We start from the raw sequence: 16,786 nt of genomic DNA on the forward strand, positions 1-16,786 counted from the left end.
AACCTGGAGCAAAAGTCCGCTTTTGTCCAGCGTTGTATAAGTCTTTCAGAGCGGCAAGGCTCGGGAAGCAAAAAAGGGATCCGTCGCCGCGGATCCCTAAGTTGTTTTTAACCTAGGCAGGACAGCAAGGGGTTAGAAGGTAAACACTGCCCGCAGAGCGCCCACACCAATGGTTGGGTCGTTGTCTCCTGGCCTGCCGCCGTTGGGGTTGCTTACAAAATAGGCAGCAGGTGTCAAGGTAATGTACTCATTGACCGGGAAGCTGTAGTAGACGTCCACTACGAAGGGGCGGGTATCCCACACTCCGTCGTTGTCAGTGGTCACGATTGGCTGGCCGAAGACCACACCACCTTTGGCACCCTCCACGAACAGATCCGGGAAGACAAAGCCAAACAGCCAGCCGTTGAAGCTTTCGTCACCTGGATCGATAGTGCCAGCTGGTACCACATTAGGCAGGTTGTAATCGACATTGCCAGCGGTGAACCAGCCGGACACCGTAATCCGTGGACTTACATCCCACTTAGCGGCCACCGTAAAGGCATTGACCCGCGCAGAGGTGGTTACCTCAGTCCGGCGCAGCGGCCCTCGGAAGAGGTTACTGCCGGTGGCCAAGAAGCTGGGGCCTTTTGTAGCATCCTGCAGATAGGTGGTAGCAAACTGCAGGTAGAACTCCAGCTCTTTTGTAGGCAAAAAGCCCAGCTCCACCGTGTGAGCGCTGTCGTTGCCCGTCAAACCGCTGTCACCAAAGCCTCTGCCTAAGGCCTGGGCGCCGCGAGTGCTGTAGGCGTAGGCTAAGCGAAGCTGGTCGCTGAGACGAGAGCGGAAGCCAAACAGCGTTCCACTAGGCACATCTCCCGTGGAGTTGGGAAGGTCGGCAAAGTCAGAAAGGGCATCGAAGGGAACGCTGTATTGAAGGACGCTGGACACCCCTGTGCCCGTGATGCCGGCGTAGATGGTGGCAGCGCGGTTAAAGGCAGGGAACTGATAGACCAACTGGGCCAGGGTGAAAGTGCCACCGCCACCACCGCCAAAGCCAACGCCTGGATCCCCAGAGAAGAAGGCGGTTACCGCATCGCGAGCCTGCAGGCGGATGCGCAAACGGTCGCGGCCAGCAAAGGAGGCGTCGAAGTTCAGCCGCACCCGATAGGGCAGGGTAATGTTGGCTTGGTCCTGCTCAGCCACAACCCTTCCCCCAACAACCCGATCCTCTGTCAGGGCGCTGCCCAGAATAGCCGTAATCACCTCGGCATTCAACTTGGTAACCGGGTTGAAGACCTTGCCTTTGAGGTCGTTAATATCGGCCTCTGCTGCCTCTACCCGCCCCCGTAGAGCCGCCAGCTCAGCCGCAAACTCCTCCTGCAGCCGCTGCAGCGTAGCCAAGTCCTCTTTGGAAACCTTGTCGGCCAGCCCAGCAGCGATCAGCTCGTTGATGCGATCCAAGCAGGCGTTCATCCCAGCGGCAAACTCATAGCGGGTCATGGCCCGGTTGCCGCGGAAGGTGCGGTCGGGGTAGCCGGCAATACAGCCGTAACGCTCGACCAGAGATTGCAGCGCCTGGAAAGCCCAGTCAGTAGGCTGCACATCCGAAAGTTCAGAGATGGAGGTGACCGGCCCCGTCGCTTGGGCATAGGCCACTCCAGGGGTCAAGACTGCCGCTGCACCTAGAGTCCCAGCCAGCAGCGTTTTCCAGTAGTTCGCGTGTTTTGCGGGCATGTTTCTCTCCTTATTCTTTGTCCTCACACCTGTCTTGGCTGTAGCAGTGCCTTCTAGAAGTAACAGGCCGTCTACCTCGAGAGCGAGCCTGACAATTGCGGACTTTAGAAGAACAACATAGTACAGCCCCAGTCCATACCGTCTACCACTTTACACACTTTTTGAGCCAGACTCAATGCGAGATCCCCAGGGCTAGATAATTCAGGCTCCACACCCATTACTCTACCCCAGGGATCCGGCCCTGGCTAGCGGGTGTATCCCCCAAGCTGCCAGCCTGGATGGGGATGGGCGGTACCGGACTCGAACCAGTGACATCCTGCTTGTAAGGCAGGCGCTCTACCGCTGAGCTAACCGCCCTTGGGGATCCCGGCTACTGAGTTTAGCATTGGCGGGCGCTATCTCCCCATGCCCAGGCTCTGGGCTTTCTGGTACACCTTGCCCTCGGTGAGCAGGGAAGGGGCAATGCAGATCTCCACCTGCTGCATTTCCTTGAGGTTGGCAGCGCCCAGGGTGGCCATGCTGGTGCGCAGAGCACCCCAGAGGTTGTGGGTGCCGTCATCGAGGCGGGCGGGGCCGCACAAGATTTCTTCCAGGGTGCCGGTGCATCCCACGCGGATGCGGGTGCCGCGGGGCAAGACGGGGCTAGGAGTGGCCATACCCCAGTGAAAGCCGCGACCGGGCGCCTCTTGGGCACGGGCCAAAGGGGATCCGATCATCACTGCATCGGCCCCACAGGCAATGGCTTTGCAAATGTCACCCCCGGTCACCAGGCCGCCGTCGGCGATGATGGGAACGTAGGTGCCGGTTTCGGCCAGGAACTGGTCGCGGGCGGCAGCACAGTCGGCAATCGCGGTAGCCTGTGGCACCCCCACCCCCAGCACGCCGCGGGAGGTGCAAGCGGCCCCCGGGCCGATGCCCACCAGGACCCCCGCTGCTCCTGCTTGCATTAGCTCTAGGGCCACCTCGTAGGTGACGCAGTTGCCCACCACTACGGGAATGGGCATAGAGCGGCAGAACTGGGCCAAATCGAGCTTTTGCATGCCCTCAGGCACCTTGTGGTGGACGGAAACCACAGTGGCCTGGACGAAAAACAGATCCCCCCCCGCTTCCGCGACCAGGGGACCGTATTGGGCAGCGTGGGCGGGCACACAGCTAGCGGCAGCAATGGCGCCGGCAGCTTTGATCTGGCGAATGCGCTCTTGGATTAGCTCTGGCTTGACCGGCTCGCTGTAGAGGCGCTGCATCAGGGGGACGAACTCGTCTTTGCCAACTGCGGCAATCTGCTCCAGCACCTCGTCGGGATCCGCGTAGCGAGTTTGGATCCCGTCTAGGTTCAGCACTCCAAAAGCCCCCAGCTTGGAGAGCAAAATCGCCATCTTGACATCCACCACGCCATCCATGGCGCTGGCAATGATGGGGATGGGTCGTTGGATCCCTCCTATAGTGAAGTGGGTATCCACCAGGCTGGGATCCAGGGTTCGCCTGCCCGGCACCAGCGCAATCTCATCCAGTCCGTAAGCCCGTCTTGCCTGTCGATTGCGGCCCAGTTGGACGTTCATTTCTTTCCTCTTTAGCAAGAGGATCCCTTAATTAATCATGCCGCCAAGGAGGTCTCTAAAGCCAGAGAAAGTTTTGGAGTCAACTGGCTTCTTGGGCAAGGGTGTGAAGATGTGCCCTTCCTGCAGACTTCCGAAGCTGTGGCAGCGCTGGGATCCCCAGCGGAAGCCGTAGAGGGCAATGTAGGCGCACATCAAGGCATCGACTTGGTCTTCGTAGTTTTTGAGCTGGCGGCCCCTGAGGGATCCCACCTCCACTTGGAGCAGGGGCTCGTGGCCCTGCAGAGAGGGATCGGTGCTGGCCAAGGCGCGCAGATGTTGCTGGTACAGCCGCCAGGCCTGTTCTTGCTCCTGCCAGCTGCGGCGGGGACGCGCCTTGTAGGGGAGGCTGCGGCTAAGGCCAAACAGGCTCACGATGGCACTGTGGGGGAAGACTTCAGTAACTTGACGGGCCAAGCGCCCCTGCTCGATGCTGGCCTGCTCCTGAAAGCCATAGCGGGCGAGGGCTTGCACCAGCGCTTCTCCTCGCACCTGACCATTTCTTTCCAGAAGCCGGCGGTTGGCGGGGTGGGCGCCGGCAGCGTAGGGTCGAAACACACGGTTGAGTTCGGCTTCTGCCTGCCGCTGGCCCCTCAAGTTAGGAACGCGCAAGGGGGCATCCACTGCCACCAGGCAGGGATCCCCTCTAGCTTGGGCTTGGATGTAGTCCACAATTTCCTCATTGGTCCCCAGGAGGCGGCTGTCCAGGAGGTAGCCTGTCAGGTTTTGAATGGCGGGATCCAGAATCTCCACCTCCAGCGTCGCCACCCCCGAAGGGTTGCGGGCTGACCAGGCCAGATCTAGGCCAATGCAGACTAACCGTGCCACGCCGCCTTCTCCTCTGCGCCCCCTGGGATAAGGAAAAGGGATCCCACCTGGGATCCCGAAAGATTATTTCAGGCAGTCAACTCTACCCCGGCAAGGCAGCAGACTCTCTGCTACCTGGAGAAGCCGTTGCCTCTTCGTGCCAGGGGATTAGTAGTCGTAGTCATCCGCGCCGCCGCCACCGCCAGCTGGCTTGTTGTTCTTGGGCTCGGGCTTGTCCACCACAATAGCTTCGGTGGTGAGCACCATGCCGGCAATCGAGGCAGCGTTTTGCAGGGCAGAGCGGGTGACTTTGGCTGGGTCAACGATACCCGCTTCGAACATATCCACATAGGCGTCGTTCTGGGCATCGTAACCCACCGTGAAGGGCTTCTCTTTCACCCGCTCCAGCACAATCGAGCCGTTCTGGCCGGCGTTCTCGGCAATGCGGCGCAGCGGAGCGCCCAGAGCACGGGCCACCAGCATAGCTCCCACCAGCTCATCGCCAGACAGGTTGGCCTGCGCCCACTCCGTAACCACCGGAATCAGGTGGGCCAGAGTGGTGCCGCCGCCGGGGACGATCCCCTCTTCTACCGCCGCCTTGGTGGCGTTGATGGCATCTTCCAGGCGCAGCTTGCGATCCTTCATTTCCGTTTCGGTGGCCGCGCCCACTTTAATCACCGCCACACCGCCAGCTAGCTTGGCCAGGCGCTCTTGCAGTTTTTCTTTGTCGTAGGTGGAGTCGGTCTCTTCAATTTGGCGACGGATTTGCTCGCAACGGGCTTTCACCGCCGCTTCATTGCCCTCCGCCACGATGGTGGTGTGGTCTTTGGTTACCGTGACGCGGCGAGCCGAGCCAAAGGACTCAAGACGTGCATTCTCCAGCTTCAGGCCGCGCTCCTCGCTAATCACTTCGCCGCCGGTGAGGATGGCGATGTCCTCCAGCATGGCCTTGCGGCGATCCCCAAAGCCGGGCGCTTTCACCGCCACCACGCTCAGCACGCCCCGCAGCTTGTTCACCACCAAGGTGGCCAGGGCTTCCTTCTCAATGTCTTCGGCGATGATCAGCAGCGGACGACCGGCGCGGGCCACTTGCTCCAGAACCGGCACCAGGTCTTGCACCAGGGTAATCTTCTTGTCGGTGATTAGGACGTAGGGGTTCTCCAGAACCGCCTCCATCCGCTCCGTGTCAGTGACGAAGTAGGGGGAGATGTAGCCTTTGTCAAAGCGCATCCCCTCCGTCACTTCCAGCTCGGTGGTCATGGACTTGCCTTCTTCTAGGGAGATCACCCCCTCGCGGCCCACTTTTTCCATGGCCTCGGCAATCATGCGGCCCACTTCCTCATCGTTGCCAGCGGAAATGGCCGCCACCTGGGCAATGGCTTTGGAGTCTTCTACTGGGCGGGCATGTTCAGCAATTTTGTCCACTAGGAACTTCACCGCCTTGTCAATGCCGCGCTTGAGGGCAATGGGGTTGGCGCCAGCAGCCACGTTCTTGAGCCCTTCTTTCACCATGGCGTGGGCCAAGACCGTAGCTGTAGTGGTGCCGTCGCCAGCGATGTCGTTGGTTTTAGAGGCAGCTTGACGGATGAGAGAAACTCCCGTGTTTTCAATGTGGTCTTCCAGCTCAATTTCTTTGGCAATGGTTACCCCATCGTTGACAATCTGGGGTGCGCCAAATTTTTTCTCCAGCACCACGTTGCGCCCTTTGGGGCCAAGGGTAACGGCTACGGCCTCTGCCAAAATGTCCATGCCGTGTTCAAGAGCGCGACGGGCTTCTTCGCTGAAAATAATCGACTTAGCCATAGTCAACCTCCAACGGTCAGCCAACGAAGGATAAGCTAGAAGCTAGCAGCAGTTGGTCTCTTTTACAGCACTTGCCGCCTCTTGCTAGAACTACTGAACAATGGCGAGGATGTCCCGCTCAGCTAGCAGCACATACTCCTCGGTACCCAGCTTCACCTCCGTGCCGGCGTACTTGGAGTAGAGTACTCTGTCGCCTACTTTCAGCTCTATTGGAATAACCTTGCCATCGTCATTGCGCTTGCCAGGACCGACCGCAACCACTTCCCCTACTTGGGGTTTCTCTTTGGCAGTGTCAGGCAAAAAGATCCCGCCTGCGGTTTTCTCATCCTGCTGGGCAACTTTCACCAGCACACGGTCGCCCAGCGGTTTCAGCGTAGAGACGTTCAGCGTTACTGCAGCCATACCAAGTGTCCTCCGTGATGCCTATGGCAGGAAGTCAAAGGGTGATTGAGGAGTCAACTAAACTTGCATCCATTGAGGCTTTAGCACTCTCGGCTTCCGAGTGCTAGTTTATCAGTCAGCTCTGCAGCCTGACAATAGCTGCAACGACAGACGAGGCGGTTGGGTGTGGATCTCCCGACTTCCTCTGCGCCCTTTGGGGGAGGAGAGGCGGTGCGAATTCCCTTGTTTCAGGTGGATGCCTTTACGGCAGTGCCCTTTAGGGGCAATCCGGCAGCGGTTTGCTTGCTGTCCCAGGAGCTGCCGCAGGAGCTGTTGCAGGCAATTGCGGCAGAGAACAATCTGTCGGAAACAGCTTTTTTGCTGCCCCAGGGATCCTGGGATGGCCTCCCCCACTACAGCCTGCGCTGGTTTACCCCCACAACGGAAGTGGATCTCTGTGGGCACGCCACCCTAGCTGCTGCCCATGTGCTCTTGAGCGAAGTTCACCCAGAAGCTCAGGAGGTGGCCTTCTCCACCCGCAGTGGCCAGGTGTTGGTGCGGCAGCAAGGAAAGCGGCTAGCGATGGATTTCCCCTCCCAGACTCCCCAACCTTGGCTGGAAGCGCAAGAACAGGTGGCGGCGGCCTTGGGGATCCCTCCTCTAGAGTTGTACCGCGGCAGCATGGGGGTAGCGGTGCTGGCTTCGGCGCAGCAGGTGCGGCAAGTCCAGCCGAATTGGGCTCAGGTGGAGGCGCTCCCTGTCTCCGGGTTAATCGTCACCGCTGGCGGAGCAGATTCAGAGGAGGGAGCGGATTTTGTTTGCCGCGTTTTCGCCCCCCGCTTGGGGATTCCGGAGGATCCCGTAACCGGCTCTGCCCAGTGTCTGTTGGCGCCTTATTGGTCGAAGCGGCTGGGTCGAACTGAGCTCAGGGTGCGGCAGCTCTCGACGCGGGGGGGTGAGCTCTGGTGTCGCTATCTCGGCGCTCGGGTGGAGATTGCCGGGCAGGCAGTGCTGGTGATGGTGGGAGAGCTGAGGATTCCTTAAGAAAAAACACCCCGGCTGGTTCCGGGGTGCTGGGAATGATGGGAAGAGTGGGGCTAGCCCAAAAGTTCTGCCGCCTGAATAAGTTCCACTTGCTTTTTCTTGAGTACCAAGAGGAGCTGAGTGATAGCCACTGCCGCCAGGAAGGCCACCATCCACTTCACCCGATCCGGGCTCTGCAGCACCAGATCCCGCTCCACTTGGCCAAAGCCGCCCACGTTGGGGTTGTTGGTAACCGGATCCCCTTCTTTGACGCTGTCGCCAATGTTAACCACCAACTCCGGCCCCGGCGGCACCACCAGATGCTGGATACCGTTCTCAGTTTCGAAGCTGAGCACTCGCGTGCCCGGCAACTCGTATTCGGGTGGCACCAGGGCGGCCAGCTCTGCCGGCAGGTCGCTAAGATCCGACTCGATAGTGGCGATGCTGGTCAGGCGGCCGGTGGCGGGAGCGCGGAAGACGTTGTTGTTGCTGAGGCTGCCATCGGGGTTGATCTGGCCACGGCCCCGGTTGGCGCCAATGTAAACCCGATATTTCATGAAAGCCACTGAGGGATCCTCTTTCGGGTCAGGGGCTACCACCGGGAAGACGATTTCCTGGTGCTGCTCACCGGGCAACGGCCCCACCAGGAGGATGTTGGGCTTCTGGTCACTGTAGGGAGTGATGTAGGTCTCAGCGGTCTCCTGCCGCTGCTTTTCTGTCATTTCCTCCTCGGTGGCCAGGCGGAAGCCCTCTGGCAAGATCACCACCGCGCCAACATTCAAGCCGCCCTTGCTGCCATCTGCTAGCACCTGCTGCTTGCTTAGGTCGTAGGGAATTCCAACTTTAATGGTGAACACCTGACCGGGGGTAACCGCCTGCGGCACTTCAGCCCGGACAGGCATGGCGTTCAGGTGGCAGTTGGCGCAGACAATTTTCCCCGTTGCCTCGCGGGGGTTATCGTAGGCCATCTGGGCATAGTAGGGGTAGGCTGCTGCTGGCGGAGATGCTACGACCATTAGCAGCAGCGCGCACAAGGCCAAGAAAAAAATTCGCTTCATAAGCTCAACTCAAAATTGCAATTCCAATCTGCAAAAGCTTTTTGCGCCCTCTCCTCGACAGCCTGTGGACGCTCTGGCTAAGACCAACGCCGTGCCCTCTTCAGGCTTTCCTCTTGCCACCGCCAGCCCTGCAATGGCGCGTTTAGGCCTCGCGGAAATCGGGGCCCTGCCAAGGGCTAAAGCGAATGTTGTCGCCGTCCACCGTGACGCTGACTAGCTCCAACGAACGGGGAGCCGGCCCCCGGATGACCTTGCCATTGGCTGCGTATTGGGATCCGTGACAGGGGCACTTGAAGAGGTTTTCTCCTGCATTCCAGGGCACCACGCAGCCGAGGTGGGTGCAGACGGCGTTGAGGCCGTAGTTAGCCACCGCTCCATTGTCGATCACGATGTAGGTGGGATCTCCCTTCAAGCCCTGGGCCAGGACGCGGTCCGTAGCCGCGTGGGTAGCTAGCAGCTCGCTGACGCGAATTGGCCTGCCGAGGGCATCTTGGGCAATTACCCCCTCCCCTGTCCCACCGGCAGAGGGAGGAATGAAATACTTCACCACCGGGTAGAGGGCACCCACGACCACCACCCCCACCGAGCCGCTGAGAAGGGCGTTCAAGAGAACCCGCCGGCTCATGGGGGGCGCCTCAAAGTTGCTCATCGCTTCGGTCATAATGGTCAGGAAAGCCTGAGAAGTTTTAACGTTCGTTGACAAACGACACCATCCTAACCGAGCCCCCTAGCCAATTTCATTAAGAAATGCAAAGCTAGGAGCAGCTCGAGGGGGAGGCCGATGCATCCAAGCCAACCTATGACGGGATCCGAGTTGCAAGCTTTGCTGCGGGAGAAGTGGGGCTGCTCCTACGACGTGCAGCTGCGCCGCTTGGGGGGTAGGGTGGTGTTGTTGGTGATGTGGCGCTACCTAGAGCAGCCCTCTTTCCCCTTGACGGAAGCCGAGTATCTGGCTCGCCTGGAGTCGGTGATGGCCCATCTGCAGGCTTGGGGTGTGTGGGAAACGGTGCGGCGAGAAATTGAGGCTACCCGCCAGAAACCTCGCATAGGCAAGGCGGTGGCCATTCCTCTGAATTTGCAAGGGGTGGGAGAGCGGGCCTGCGAGTGGCTGCTGTAGCCTGGCTCTTCTCTACAACGGAAAACTCCACCGGCTTGCGGCTATCCAACTTCCACCAGGCCGGCCTGCAGGGCCTGCAAAAACTGGCGGGCGGTGCGACCGGAGAAGCCGTTCTGCTGCTGAGCCCAGATCAGCGCTTGGCGGCGCAAGGTATCTAAAGGCTGAGAGAGGCCCAGCCGCTGCGCCAAGTGTTCCACCGTAGCCAGATAGTCGGCTTGGCTAAAAGGGGCAAAGGTAAGGGTAAGGCCAAAGCGATCCCGCAGCGACAGCTTTTCCTGCACCGTATCCCAGGCGTGGATCTCTTGATCTTGGGGGTTGGGACGATCGCCAAAAAACTCGCGGATAAGGTGGCGGCGGTTGCTGGTGGCATAGAGGCGCACATTGGGCGGCGGTGGAACAAGATCTCCCTCCAAGAGCACCTTGAGCTGCTTAAACTCGGTTTCGTCCGCCTCAAAGGAGAGATCGTCTACAAATAAGACAAAGGGCAGCGCCTGCTGTCGCAGCTCCGCCAAGATCTCCGGCAACTGCATCAAGTCTCTGGGTCTTAGCTCCAGTAGGCGCAGTCCCTGCGGGCCGTAGCGGCGCAACAACGCCTTCACCAGCGAAGACTTGCCGGTGCCCCGCGCTCCGTAGAGCAACACATGCAAAGCTGGATCCCCCCGCAGCAGCGCTTCGGTGTTGGCGGCCAGCTGCTGTTTCTGCCGTTCGTAGCCGTAAATCTCTTCCCATTCGGGCAAGTCGGGAGCAGGGATCCCTTCTAGCCCTGCTGGCCCCCAGCGAAAGGCCCAATAGCGGCTACAGAGCCCTACCCCTGCTTGGCGGTAGTGGGCAATCAAGGCCTCTAGGCTCTGGCCCCAATCGGCCAAGGGGCGAGGATCCCAGCCAAAGCTGCTGCTGTTTTCATCTGGCCAGGAGATCCCTAGGCCCAGCGCCTGCATTTGCTCGGCGATCGTCTCCTGGCTATTGGCTAGGATTTGCAGGCAACGGAGATCGTGGCGGGCCGCTTGCAGAAGGGGTGCCGGGATCCCTTGCGGTTGCAGCGCCGCCCGCGAGAAAGGGTTATCGGCCCAGCGGATCTCCCGGATCAGCCACTCCCGCCAGCTCAAGCCCTGCTGGGCCAAAAGCTCAAACCAACGCCCATAGGCTCTCCAGCAGGGCAAGGGATCCCCGCTCATCAACTGCTGAATGAGCTCCTGCCAGGCTAGGGCCAGGGGATGGGCGCAGATGTCCCGAAACACCAGCAGCCTAGCCGCCGCTTCCGCCGCTTCTTCTAGGGGAGTCATTACGGCCCGCTACCCCAAGCCTTGCGCCAAGAGGGCTGCCTCCAAGTAGCGCGAAGGGGCACCCTACTACCTACCTACTATGCAACAAACCTTAACCCTGGTTTGTCAGCTAGCCTTCACCCCCACCCAGGTGGCTAAGCCCTGCTTGCGCCAGGGGTGCGGGCCACGGTGGTCGACTGCTGGATAAGCTTGGCTTAGCTAGAGGGACAAACAAGCTAGCATTGTAAAAAATCTTTGCCCTGACTTGGTTTCTATGACTGACGTCCCCGTCTCCCGCATTCGCAACTTTTCCATCATTGCCCACATTGATCACGGCAAGTCTACCCTTGCCGACCGGCTGCTGGAGGCAACCGGCACCGTCTCAGCCCGCGAGATGAAGCCGCAGCTTCTAGACAGCATGGAACTGGAGCGGGAGCGGGGCATCACCATCAAGCTACAGGCGGCCCGCATGAACTACCGTGCCCAAGACGGCCAGGACTATGTCCTCAACCTCATCGATACGCCAGGGCATGTGGATTTTTCCTACGAGGTCTCCCGCTCGCTGGCTGCCTGTGAAGGGGCGCTGTTGGTGGTGGATGCTTCTCAAGGTGTGGAAGCCCAAACCCTGGCCAATGTTTACCTGGCTTTGGAGAACAACCTGGAAATTATCCCCGTCATTAACAAAATTGACTTGCCTAGCGCCGACCCCGAGCGAGTCATTGCCGAGATCGAGCAGGTGATTGGCCTTGACTGCAGCGGGGCGATCCTAGCCTCTGCCAAAGTGGGCCTCGGTATCTCAGAGATTCTCGAAGCTATTGTGCAGCGGGTACCCCCGCCGCGGGATACGGTAGCGGATCCCTTGCGGGCTTTGATCTTCGATAGCTACTACGATCCCTACCGGGGTGTGATTGTCTATGTGCGCATTGTGGATGGGGAGGTGAAAAGGGGGGACAAGATTTGCTTCATGGCCTCTGGCCGGGAGTACGAGGTTACTGAGCTGGGAGTGATGCGCCCCCACCAAGAGCCGGTTGAGTCTCTCCACGCCGGGGAAGTGGGCTACATTGCCGCTGCCATTAAAAGCGTTGAGCACGCCCGCGTGGGGGACACCATCACCCTCGTTCATCGCAGGGCTCCTGAGCCTCTGCCCGGCTACAAAGAAGCCAAGCCAATGGTGTTCTGTGGACTTTTTCCCAGCAACTCGGATCAGTACGCCGAACTCAAAGAGGCCTTGGAAAAGCTGAAGCTCAACGATGCCGCTCTCCACTTTGAGCCGGAAGTCTCCCCTGCCATGGGCTTTGGCTTCCGCTGTGGTTTCTTGGGCCTCCTCCATATGGAGGTGGTTCAGGAGCGGCTAGAGCGGGAGTACGACCTGGACCTGGTGATTACAGCCCCAACGGTGGTTTATCAAGTTACCCTCAACAATGGCTCGGTGCTCCGGGTTGATAACCCCAGCAAGCTGCCTCCTCCCAACGAGCGCCTTAGCATTGAGGAGCCCATTGTCCGCGTGGAGATGATTTTGCCGGAGGAATTCGTTGGCGCGGTGATGGAGCTGTGCGAGACTAAGCGCGGCATCTTTAAGGATATGAGGTATCTGGCTCAGGGCCGCACGACGCTGGTGTACGAATTGCCTCTGGCGGAAGTGATCACTGACTTTTTTGACCAGTTGAAATCTCGCACCCGCGGCTACGCCAGCATGGACTACCAAATGGTGGGCTATCGGGCTGACGATCTGGTGCGCTTGGATATCCTCATCAATGGCGAGCCGGTGGACGCTCTCTCCACGATTGTGCATCGGGACAAAGCCTTTCAGGTGGGCCGGTCTCTAGTGGCTAAGTTGCGCGAGCTGATCCCACGCCACCAGTTTGAGGTGCCCATCCAAGCGGCGATTGGCTCGCGCGTCATTGCCCGCGAAACTATCCCTGCGCTGCGCAAAAATGTTTTGGCCAAGTGCTACGGGGGAGACGTAACTCGCAAGCGCAAGCTGCTGGAAAAGCAAAAAGAAGGGAAAAAGCGCATGAAGGCACTGGGAACAGTGGATGTGCCCCAAGAGGCGTTTATGGCAGTGTTGAAGTTGCAAAATGACTAGCCTAGCCTTGCGGCGCGAGGAGGTGTTGGCCTGGCTGCAGGAGCGGGTGCCTCCTCCCCGTCTGCGCCACATCTTGGGAGTCGAGGCAATGGCCCGGCAACTGGCGGCTCACTACGGATTGGATGAGGAGAAAGCCGCTTGGGCAGGTCTGATGCACGACTTAGCTAAGTCTTTCCCGGCGGAGCAACTGTTGCAGCGGGTAGCTCGGGAGCGGGAGCTAGACGAGATTGAACGGGCTGAGCCCCACATCCTCCACGCCGAGGTGGGCTCCCTGTTGGCGCGGGAACAGTTTCAGGTGCAGGATGCGGAGATCTTGGCGGCCATCGCCAACCACACCCTAGGCCAGCCCGGCATGGGTCCGCTCAGTTGTGTGGTTTTTGTAGCCGATGCTCTGGAACCCAACCGCGGCAGCAGCCCAGAGCTGGAGCAGTTGCGGCGCCTGGCTTTTGTAGATTTATCTAAAGCTGTGGTGGGGGTTTGCGATCTAAGCCTGAGATTTTTGCTAAACCGGAATCAGGTGGTTCATCCACGCACCCTCATGACTCGCAATTATTTCCTGCTCCATCCTTTGGATCAAAAAGATTTCCAGAGGGCTGCGTCTCCAGTTCTTTCCGTCGTTTCAGGAGGGTCTTAGTTGCTACAGCTCATGCCTACCCGTGCCAGGGATCCCGTCTATCGCATGGCGCTGAGTGCAGCTCGCGCAGCGGAAGAAAAAAAAGGTGGCGACATTGTCCTGCTGGATGTATCTCGGGTTTCCACACTGGCAGACTACTTTCTTCTAGTCAGTGGCTACTCGCTGACGCAAGTGCGCGCCATTGCCCAGGCAATTGAGGAAAGGCTTTGGGAGGAGTGGCAACGGACACCGCAGCGCATTGAAGGTCAAGACTCAGGCTCGTGGATCCTCATTGACTACGCCGATCTCATCGTCCACGTGATGATGCAAAACGAAAGAGAGTACTACGACCTGGAGTCTTTTTGGATCCAAGCCGAACGGGTTGAGTTGCCTTTAGCCGGCTAGATCCCTAGCTCTGCGGGTCGACCTTTCAGACTAGGGCTTTGCCGGTTTTCCCTAGTCGGCTGTCAAGAAATATGTGAAGCACGTAAAGTTTTTAATAGTTCCACAGTTTCTTACATAGTTGCGTGCTAGCATAAACGCCGAGGAGTAGTAAGACCCTTGTTTCCAGGTGCAGAAGAGTTTCTATAGTCTTTGTTAAAGTTCCCACTCTGCACTTTCCAAAACGCCGATAATTTCCCGCTGGCGGTAATGCCAGCAGGAGCACAAGGTTAATAATTGACGACAGCTTCCTGCTAGTGAGGGAGTTGATTTACTTTGGCTTGAATGTCAAGCCTTTAGGGGAAAGTCTAGTGGCAAGAGCAGGGGAGAAGTAGGAGCTAGCGCCCTTTGTTTAATGCTTGTTTAAAAGCGGCCGAGATTCTTAGGAGGGAAGTTCTGATGGAAAAAATGTTGGTGAATATCATCGAGTACCTGGCATTGGCAGAACTGGAAACTTTACTCTGCACCGAGCACCCCCACCAGCAAGTGTTTCATGACGCCAAGGAGCGGGAATCCCTGCTGCAGCAGATTCTCAACCGGGTTCCCCCTGCTTATAGGTTGCTGGCTGCCGATGAATGCCCTAGCCGCGACCAGCTTAGCGCCTCAGAACTGGAGTTGCTCCGCTCGGTGGTGCGGGATGTGGTCAAGCAGAAGCTGCAACAGGACTCTTTTGAAGATCCCTACGTGGGAGCAGCGATGTCGGAGGTGTTCTACGGGTAGAAGGAGGGTTAGCTACACTGCGAAGGCGCTGCCTTAAATGCTGCCCGTTTACTATTCTGAAACTTTTCTTAGCCACAATACGGGTCCCTTTCATCCGGAACGCCCGGCCCGCCTGCAAGCTATTTCCAAAGCCCTGCGCAAGGCCCCTTTTGCCAACCAACTGGAGTGGCGGGATCCCCCCTTGGCTGAGCTGGGGGAGCTGGAGCGGGTCCACTCGCCTCGGCATATCCAACAGGTGGCCGAGCTGGCGGCAGCAGGTGGGGGTTACCTTGATGCCGATACAGTTGTCTCCCCAGGCAGCTTTGAAGCAGCGCGGCGGGCAGTGGGCGGCTGGATTGCTGCAGCGGCCTCGGCTTTGGCCACAGGACAGCCAGCTTTGGTGCTGTGTCGTCCGCCTGGGCATCACGCTGAGCCGGAGCGGGCAATGGGGTTTTGCCTCTTCAGTAACGCCGCCATCGCCGCCCTGTGGGCACTAGAGCAGTCAGGGGTCAGGCAGGTAGCCATTTTTGATTGGGACGTACACCACGGCAACGGCACCCAGGCGGTGGTGGAGCGCCATCCCCAACTGGCCTATGCCTCCATCCACCAGTTTCCTCTCTACCCCGGCACAGGACTGGCCGAGGAAACCGGGATCCACGGCAACCTCTGCAACGTACCTCTGCCTGCAGGATCCGACTGGTCGGCCTACGAAAAAGCCTTGCAGGAGAAGGTTCTGCCTTTCCTAAAAGCCTTTCAGCCCGATTTGCTGCTGGTGAGTGCCGGCTTTGACTGTGCCAAAGGGGATCCCTTGGCCGATATGCTGCTAGAGCCGGAAGACTTTGGTCGCATGACCCGTCTTTGCTTGAAAGAGGTGACCTCTAAGGCCGTCTTTGGCCTAGAAGGGGGGTATAACCTGGAAAACTTGGCCCGCGGCTGGCTAAGTGTAGCCCAGGCCTGTCTAGAAGGCTAGCCTCTCCATTTCACCTTAGGTAGAATCTGCCGCACATCCACCCGGTCCTTGTACTTGAGGGCGAAGTTGAGCAGCGAATCCAGCAGCGAATCCGACAGGTAGTGAGGCTGAAGGCCCAGATCTAGAAGCTTGGTGTTCTTGGCGTTGTAGTAGTGCTCTTCCAGCTCAACGCGGGGGTTCTCCAGGTGTTGGATTTCCACCTTCAAGCCCATGGCAGCCGCAGCCTTTTGCACCATCACTGCTAGCTGCTCCACACTAAATTGTTCAGTGAACTGGTTCATCACCCGGAACTGGCCTGGCTCAGGAGGATTGGCGATGGCCAGCTCCACACAACGCACGGTGTCGCGAATATCCAAGAAGCCGCGCGTTTGACCCCCTTTGCCGTAGACTGTTAGCGGATGGCCGACTGCTGCCTGAACACAGAAGCGGTTGAGGGCTGTGCCAAACACGCCATCGTAGTCGAGGCGGTTGATCAGCACCTCGTCCATGCCTGTTTCTTCCGTGAGCACGCCATACACCACCCCTTGGTTCAGGTCGGTAGCCCGCAGGCCCCAGACGCGGCAAGCAAAGTGAATGTTGTGGCTGTCATGGACCTTGGAGAGGTGGTACATGGATCCCGGCTGCTTGGGATAGGGCAGGGTATCCTTGCGGCCGTTGTGCTCGATGGTGATGTATCCCTCCTCGATGTCAATGTTGGGAGTGCCGTACTCACCCATGGTGCCCAGCTTCACCAGGTGGCAGTCGGGAAATTCCTCCTTGATGGCATAGAGGATGTTGAGGGTGCCCACCACATTGTTGACCTGGGTCATCACCGCATGTTCGCGGCTAATCATCGAGAAGGGAGCAGAGCGCTGCTCGCCAAAGTGCACAATAGCCTCTGGCTCAAAGCGGCGCATGCAGGAAATTAGGGCTTGGTAGTTAGTAACATCGCAAACAAAGATGGGAATATCCTTGCCAGTCAGCCCCTTCCAGCGATCCACCCGCTGCTCAAGCTGGGCAATGGGTGTCAGACTAGAAACTCCCAGTTGCAGATCCCAAAGCCGGCGGATATACGAGTCGAGGATGGCCACCTCGTAGCCCCTGTTGGATAGGTACAGGGCCGTTGCCCAGCCACAGTATCCGTCACCACCAATAACTAAAACTCTCATCGGGGAAGCGGAATTCGCCTGTTCACGAATCTACCAAGTTATGGCACCAAAGACAAATACCTCAGGAGCC

At 58.8% G+C, this 16,786-nt stretch carries 16 protein-coding genes and 1 tRNA gene; 7 read left to right on the forward strand and 10 right to left on the reverse strand.

Going from position 1 to position 16,786, the window contains the following annotated elements; all coding sequences use genetic code 11:
- Positions 1-132: 132 nt before the first annotated feature.
- The 6 genes from NW860_RS08625 to groES all read right to left on the reverse strand — a co-directional run bounded on the left by NW860_RS08625 (position 133) and on the right by groES (position 6,320).
- Entirely contained in the window at positions 133-1,713 is a 1,581-nt protein-coding gene (locus NW860_RS08625; RefSeq protein ID WP_414513639.1) for an iron uptake porin, read from the reverse strand.
- Positions 1,714-1,998: 285 nt separating this feature from the next.
- Positions 1,999-2,070 (reverse strand) — tRNA-Val (locus NW860_RS08630).
- A 38-nt stretch (positions 2,071-2,108) separates the two neighbouring features.
- Complete coding sequence (locus NW860_RS08635; protein ID WP_414423331.1) at positions 2,109-3,272, reverse strand: GuaB3 family IMP dehydrogenase-related protein; 1,164 nt, start codon at positions 3,270-3,272, stop codon at positions 2,109-2,111.
- A 27-nt stretch (positions 3,273-3,299) separates the two neighbouring features.
- Positions 3,300-4,136, reverse strand: a complete 837-nt coding sequence (locus NW860_RS08640; RefSeq protein ID WP_414513641.1) for a DUF429 domain-containing protein — start codon at positions 4,134-4,136, stop codon at positions 3,300-3,302.
- 147 nt (positions 4,137-4,283) lie between these two features.
- The gene (gene groL, locus NW860_RS08645; protein ID WP_414393817.1) at positions 4,284-5,918 is read right to left on the reverse strand and encodes a chaperonin GroEL; all 1,635 of its coding nucleotides are present in this window, start codon (positions 5,916-5,918) and stop codon (positions 4,284-4,286) included.
- 90 nt (positions 5,919-6,008) lie between these two features.
- Complete coding sequence (gene groES / locus NW860_RS08650; RefSeq protein WP_414393818.1) at positions 6,009-6,320, reverse strand: co-chaperone GroES; 312 nt, start codon at positions 6,318-6,320, stop codon at positions 6,009-6,011.
- 165 nt (positions 6,321-6,485) lie between these two features.
- Between groES and NW860_RS08655 the strand changes: the two genes are divergently transcribed.
- Positions 6,486-7,343: a PhzF family phenazine biosynthesis protein gene (locus tag NW860_RS08655; protein WP_414513644.1), complete on the forward strand. Its 858-nt coding sequence runs from the start codon at positions 6,486-6,488 to the stop codon at positions 7,341-7,343.
- A 53-nt stretch (positions 7,344-7,396) separates the two neighbouring features.
- Here the strand turns inward: NW860_RS08655 and NW860_RS08660 are convergent, their stop codons facing one another.
- Both NW860_RS08660 and NW860_RS08665 read right to left on the reverse strand, forming a co-directional pair.
- Entirely contained in the window at positions 7,397-8,380 is a 984-nt protein-coding gene (locus tag NW860_RS08660) for an apocytochrome f (RefSeq protein ID WP_414393822.1), read from the reverse strand.
- Positions 8,381-8,522: 142 nt separating this feature from the next.
- Positions 8,523-9,041, reverse strand: coding sequence for a cytochrome b6-f complex iron-sulfur subunit (locus NW860_RS08665; protein WP_414405669.1), 519 nt, complete (start codon positions 9,039-9,041; stop codon positions 8,523-8,525).
- Positions 9,042-9,179: 138 nt separating this feature from the next.
- On the opposite strand from NW860_RS08665, the gene NW860_RS08670 reads away from it, so the two are divergent.
- Positions 9,180-9,497, forward strand: coding sequence for a DUF3067 family protein (locus NW860_RS08670; protein WP_414393824.1), 318 nt, complete (start codon positions 9,180-9,182; stop codon positions 9,495-9,497).
- Positions 9,498-9,538: 41 nt separating this feature from the next.
- Here the strand turns inward: NW860_RS08670 and NW860_RS08675 are convergent, their stop codons facing one another.
- Positions 9,539-10,780: an ATP-binding protein gene (locus NW860_RS08675; RefSeq protein WP_414513646.1), complete on the reverse strand. Its 1,242-nt coding sequence runs from the start codon at positions 10,778-10,780 to the stop codon at positions 9,539-9,541.
- A 253-nt stretch (positions 10,781-11,033) separates the two neighbouring features.
- Between NW860_RS08675 and lepA the strand changes: the two genes are divergently transcribed.
- The 5 genes from lepA to NW860_RS08700 all read left to right on the forward strand — a co-directional run bounded on the left by lepA (position 11,034) and on the right by NW860_RS08700 (position 15,568).
- Complete coding sequence (gene lepA / locus NW860_RS08680; RefSeq protein WP_414513648.1) at positions 11,034-12,845, forward strand: translation elongation factor 4; 1,812 nt, start codon at positions 11,034-11,036, stop codon at positions 12,843-12,845.
- Complete coding sequence (gene yqeK, locus NW860_RS08685) at positions 12,838-13,479, forward strand: bis(5'-nucleosyl)-tetraphosphatase (symmetrical) YqeK (RefSeq protein ID WP_414513650.1); 642 nt, start codon at positions 12,838-12,840, stop codon at positions 13,477-13,479. Before lepA ends, yqeK begins: the two co-directional genes overlap by 8 nt.
- A gap of 12 nt (positions 13,480-13,491) precedes the next feature.
- On the forward strand, positions 13,492-13,863 hold the full coding sequence (gene rsfS, locus NW860_RS08690) for a ribosome silencing factor (protein WP_414513652.1): 372 nt from the start codon (positions 13,492-13,494) through the stop codon (positions 13,861-13,863).
- A gap of 435 nt (positions 13,864-14,298) precedes the next feature.
- On the forward strand, positions 14,299-14,619 hold the full coding sequence (locus NW860_RS08695; RefSeq protein WP_414405652.1) for a hypothetical protein: 321 nt from the start codon (positions 14,299-14,301) through the stop codon (positions 14,617-14,619).
- A 37-nt stretch (positions 14,620-14,656) separates the two neighbouring features.
- On the forward strand, positions 14,657-15,568 hold the full coding sequence (locus tag NW860_RS08700; RefSeq protein ID WP_414410898.1) for a histone deacetylase: 912 nt from the start codon (positions 14,657-14,659) through the stop codon (positions 15,566-15,568).
- Here the strand turns inward: NW860_RS08700 and NW860_RS08705 are convergent.
- Positions 15,565-16,716, reverse strand: a complete 1,152-nt coding sequence (locus tag NW860_RS08705) for an NAD-dependent epimerase/dehydratase family protein (RefSeq protein ID WP_414393836.1) — start codon at positions 16,714-16,716, stop codon at positions 15,565-15,567. The genes NW860_RS08700 and NW860_RS08705 overlap by 4 nt on opposite strands.
- Positions 16,717-16,786: the final 70 nt, after the last annotated feature.

Origin of the sequence: Synechococcus sp. F70.1, from assembly GCF_047502745.1 — a bacterium.
GTDB lineage: Bacteria > Cyanobacteriota > Cyanobacteriia > Thermostichales > Thermostichaceae > Thermostichus.

Coding starts and splice junctions, on each gene's coding strand:
- NW860_RS08625 (WP_414513639.1), bottom strand. CDS start 1,713: ATGCCCGCAAAACACGCGAACTACTGGAAAACGCTGCTGGCTGGGACT.
- NW860_RS08635 (WP_414423331.1), bottom strand. CDS start 3,272: ATGAACGTCCAACTGGGCCGCAATCGACAGGCAAGACGGGCTTACGGA.
- groL (WP_414393817.1), bottom strand. CDS start 5,918: ATGGCTAAGTCGATTATTTTCAGCGAAGAAGCCCGTCGCGCTCTTGAA.
- groES (WP_414393818.1), bottom strand. CDS start 6,320: ATGGCTGCAGTAACGCTGAACGTCTCTACGCTGAAACCGCTGGGCGAC.
- NW860_RS08660 (WP_414393822.1), bottom strand. CDS start 8,380: ATGAAGCGAATTTTTTTCTTGGCCTTGTGCGCGCTGCTGCTAATGGTC.
- NW860_RS08665 (WP_414405669.1), bottom strand. CDS start 9,041: ATGACCGAAGCGATGAGCAACTTTGAGGCGCCCCCCATGAGCCGGCGG.
- NW860_RS08670 (WP_414393824.1), top strand. CDS start 9,180: ATGACGGGATCCGAGTTGCAAGCTTTGCTGCGGGAGAAGTGGGGCTGC.
- NW860_RS08675 (WP_414513646.1), bottom strand. CDS start 10,780: ATGACTCCCCTAGAAGAAGCGGCGGAAGCGGCGGCTAGGCTGCTGGTG.
- lepA (WP_414513648.1), top strand. CDS start 11,034: ATGACTGACGTCCCCGTCTCCCGCATTCGCAACTTTTCCATCATTGCC.
- yqeK (WP_414513650.1), top strand. CDS start 12,838: ATGACTAGCCTAGCCTTGCGGCGCGAGGAGGTGTTGGCCTGGCTGCAG.
- rsfS (WP_414513652.1), top strand. CDS start 13,492: ATGCCTACCCGTGCCAGGGATCCCGTCTATCGCATGGCGCTGAGTGCA.
- NW860_RS08695 (WP_414405652.1), top strand. CDS start 14,299: ATGGAAAAAATGTTGGTGAATATCATCGAGTACCTGGCATTGGCAGAA.
- NW860_RS08700 (WP_414410898.1), top strand. CDS start 14,657: ATGCTGCCCGTTTACTATTCTGAAACTTTTCTTAGCCACAATACGGGT.
- NW860_RS08705 (WP_414393836.1), bottom strand. CDS start 16,716: ATGAGAGTTTTAGTTATTGGTGGTGACGGATACTGTGGCTGGGCAACG.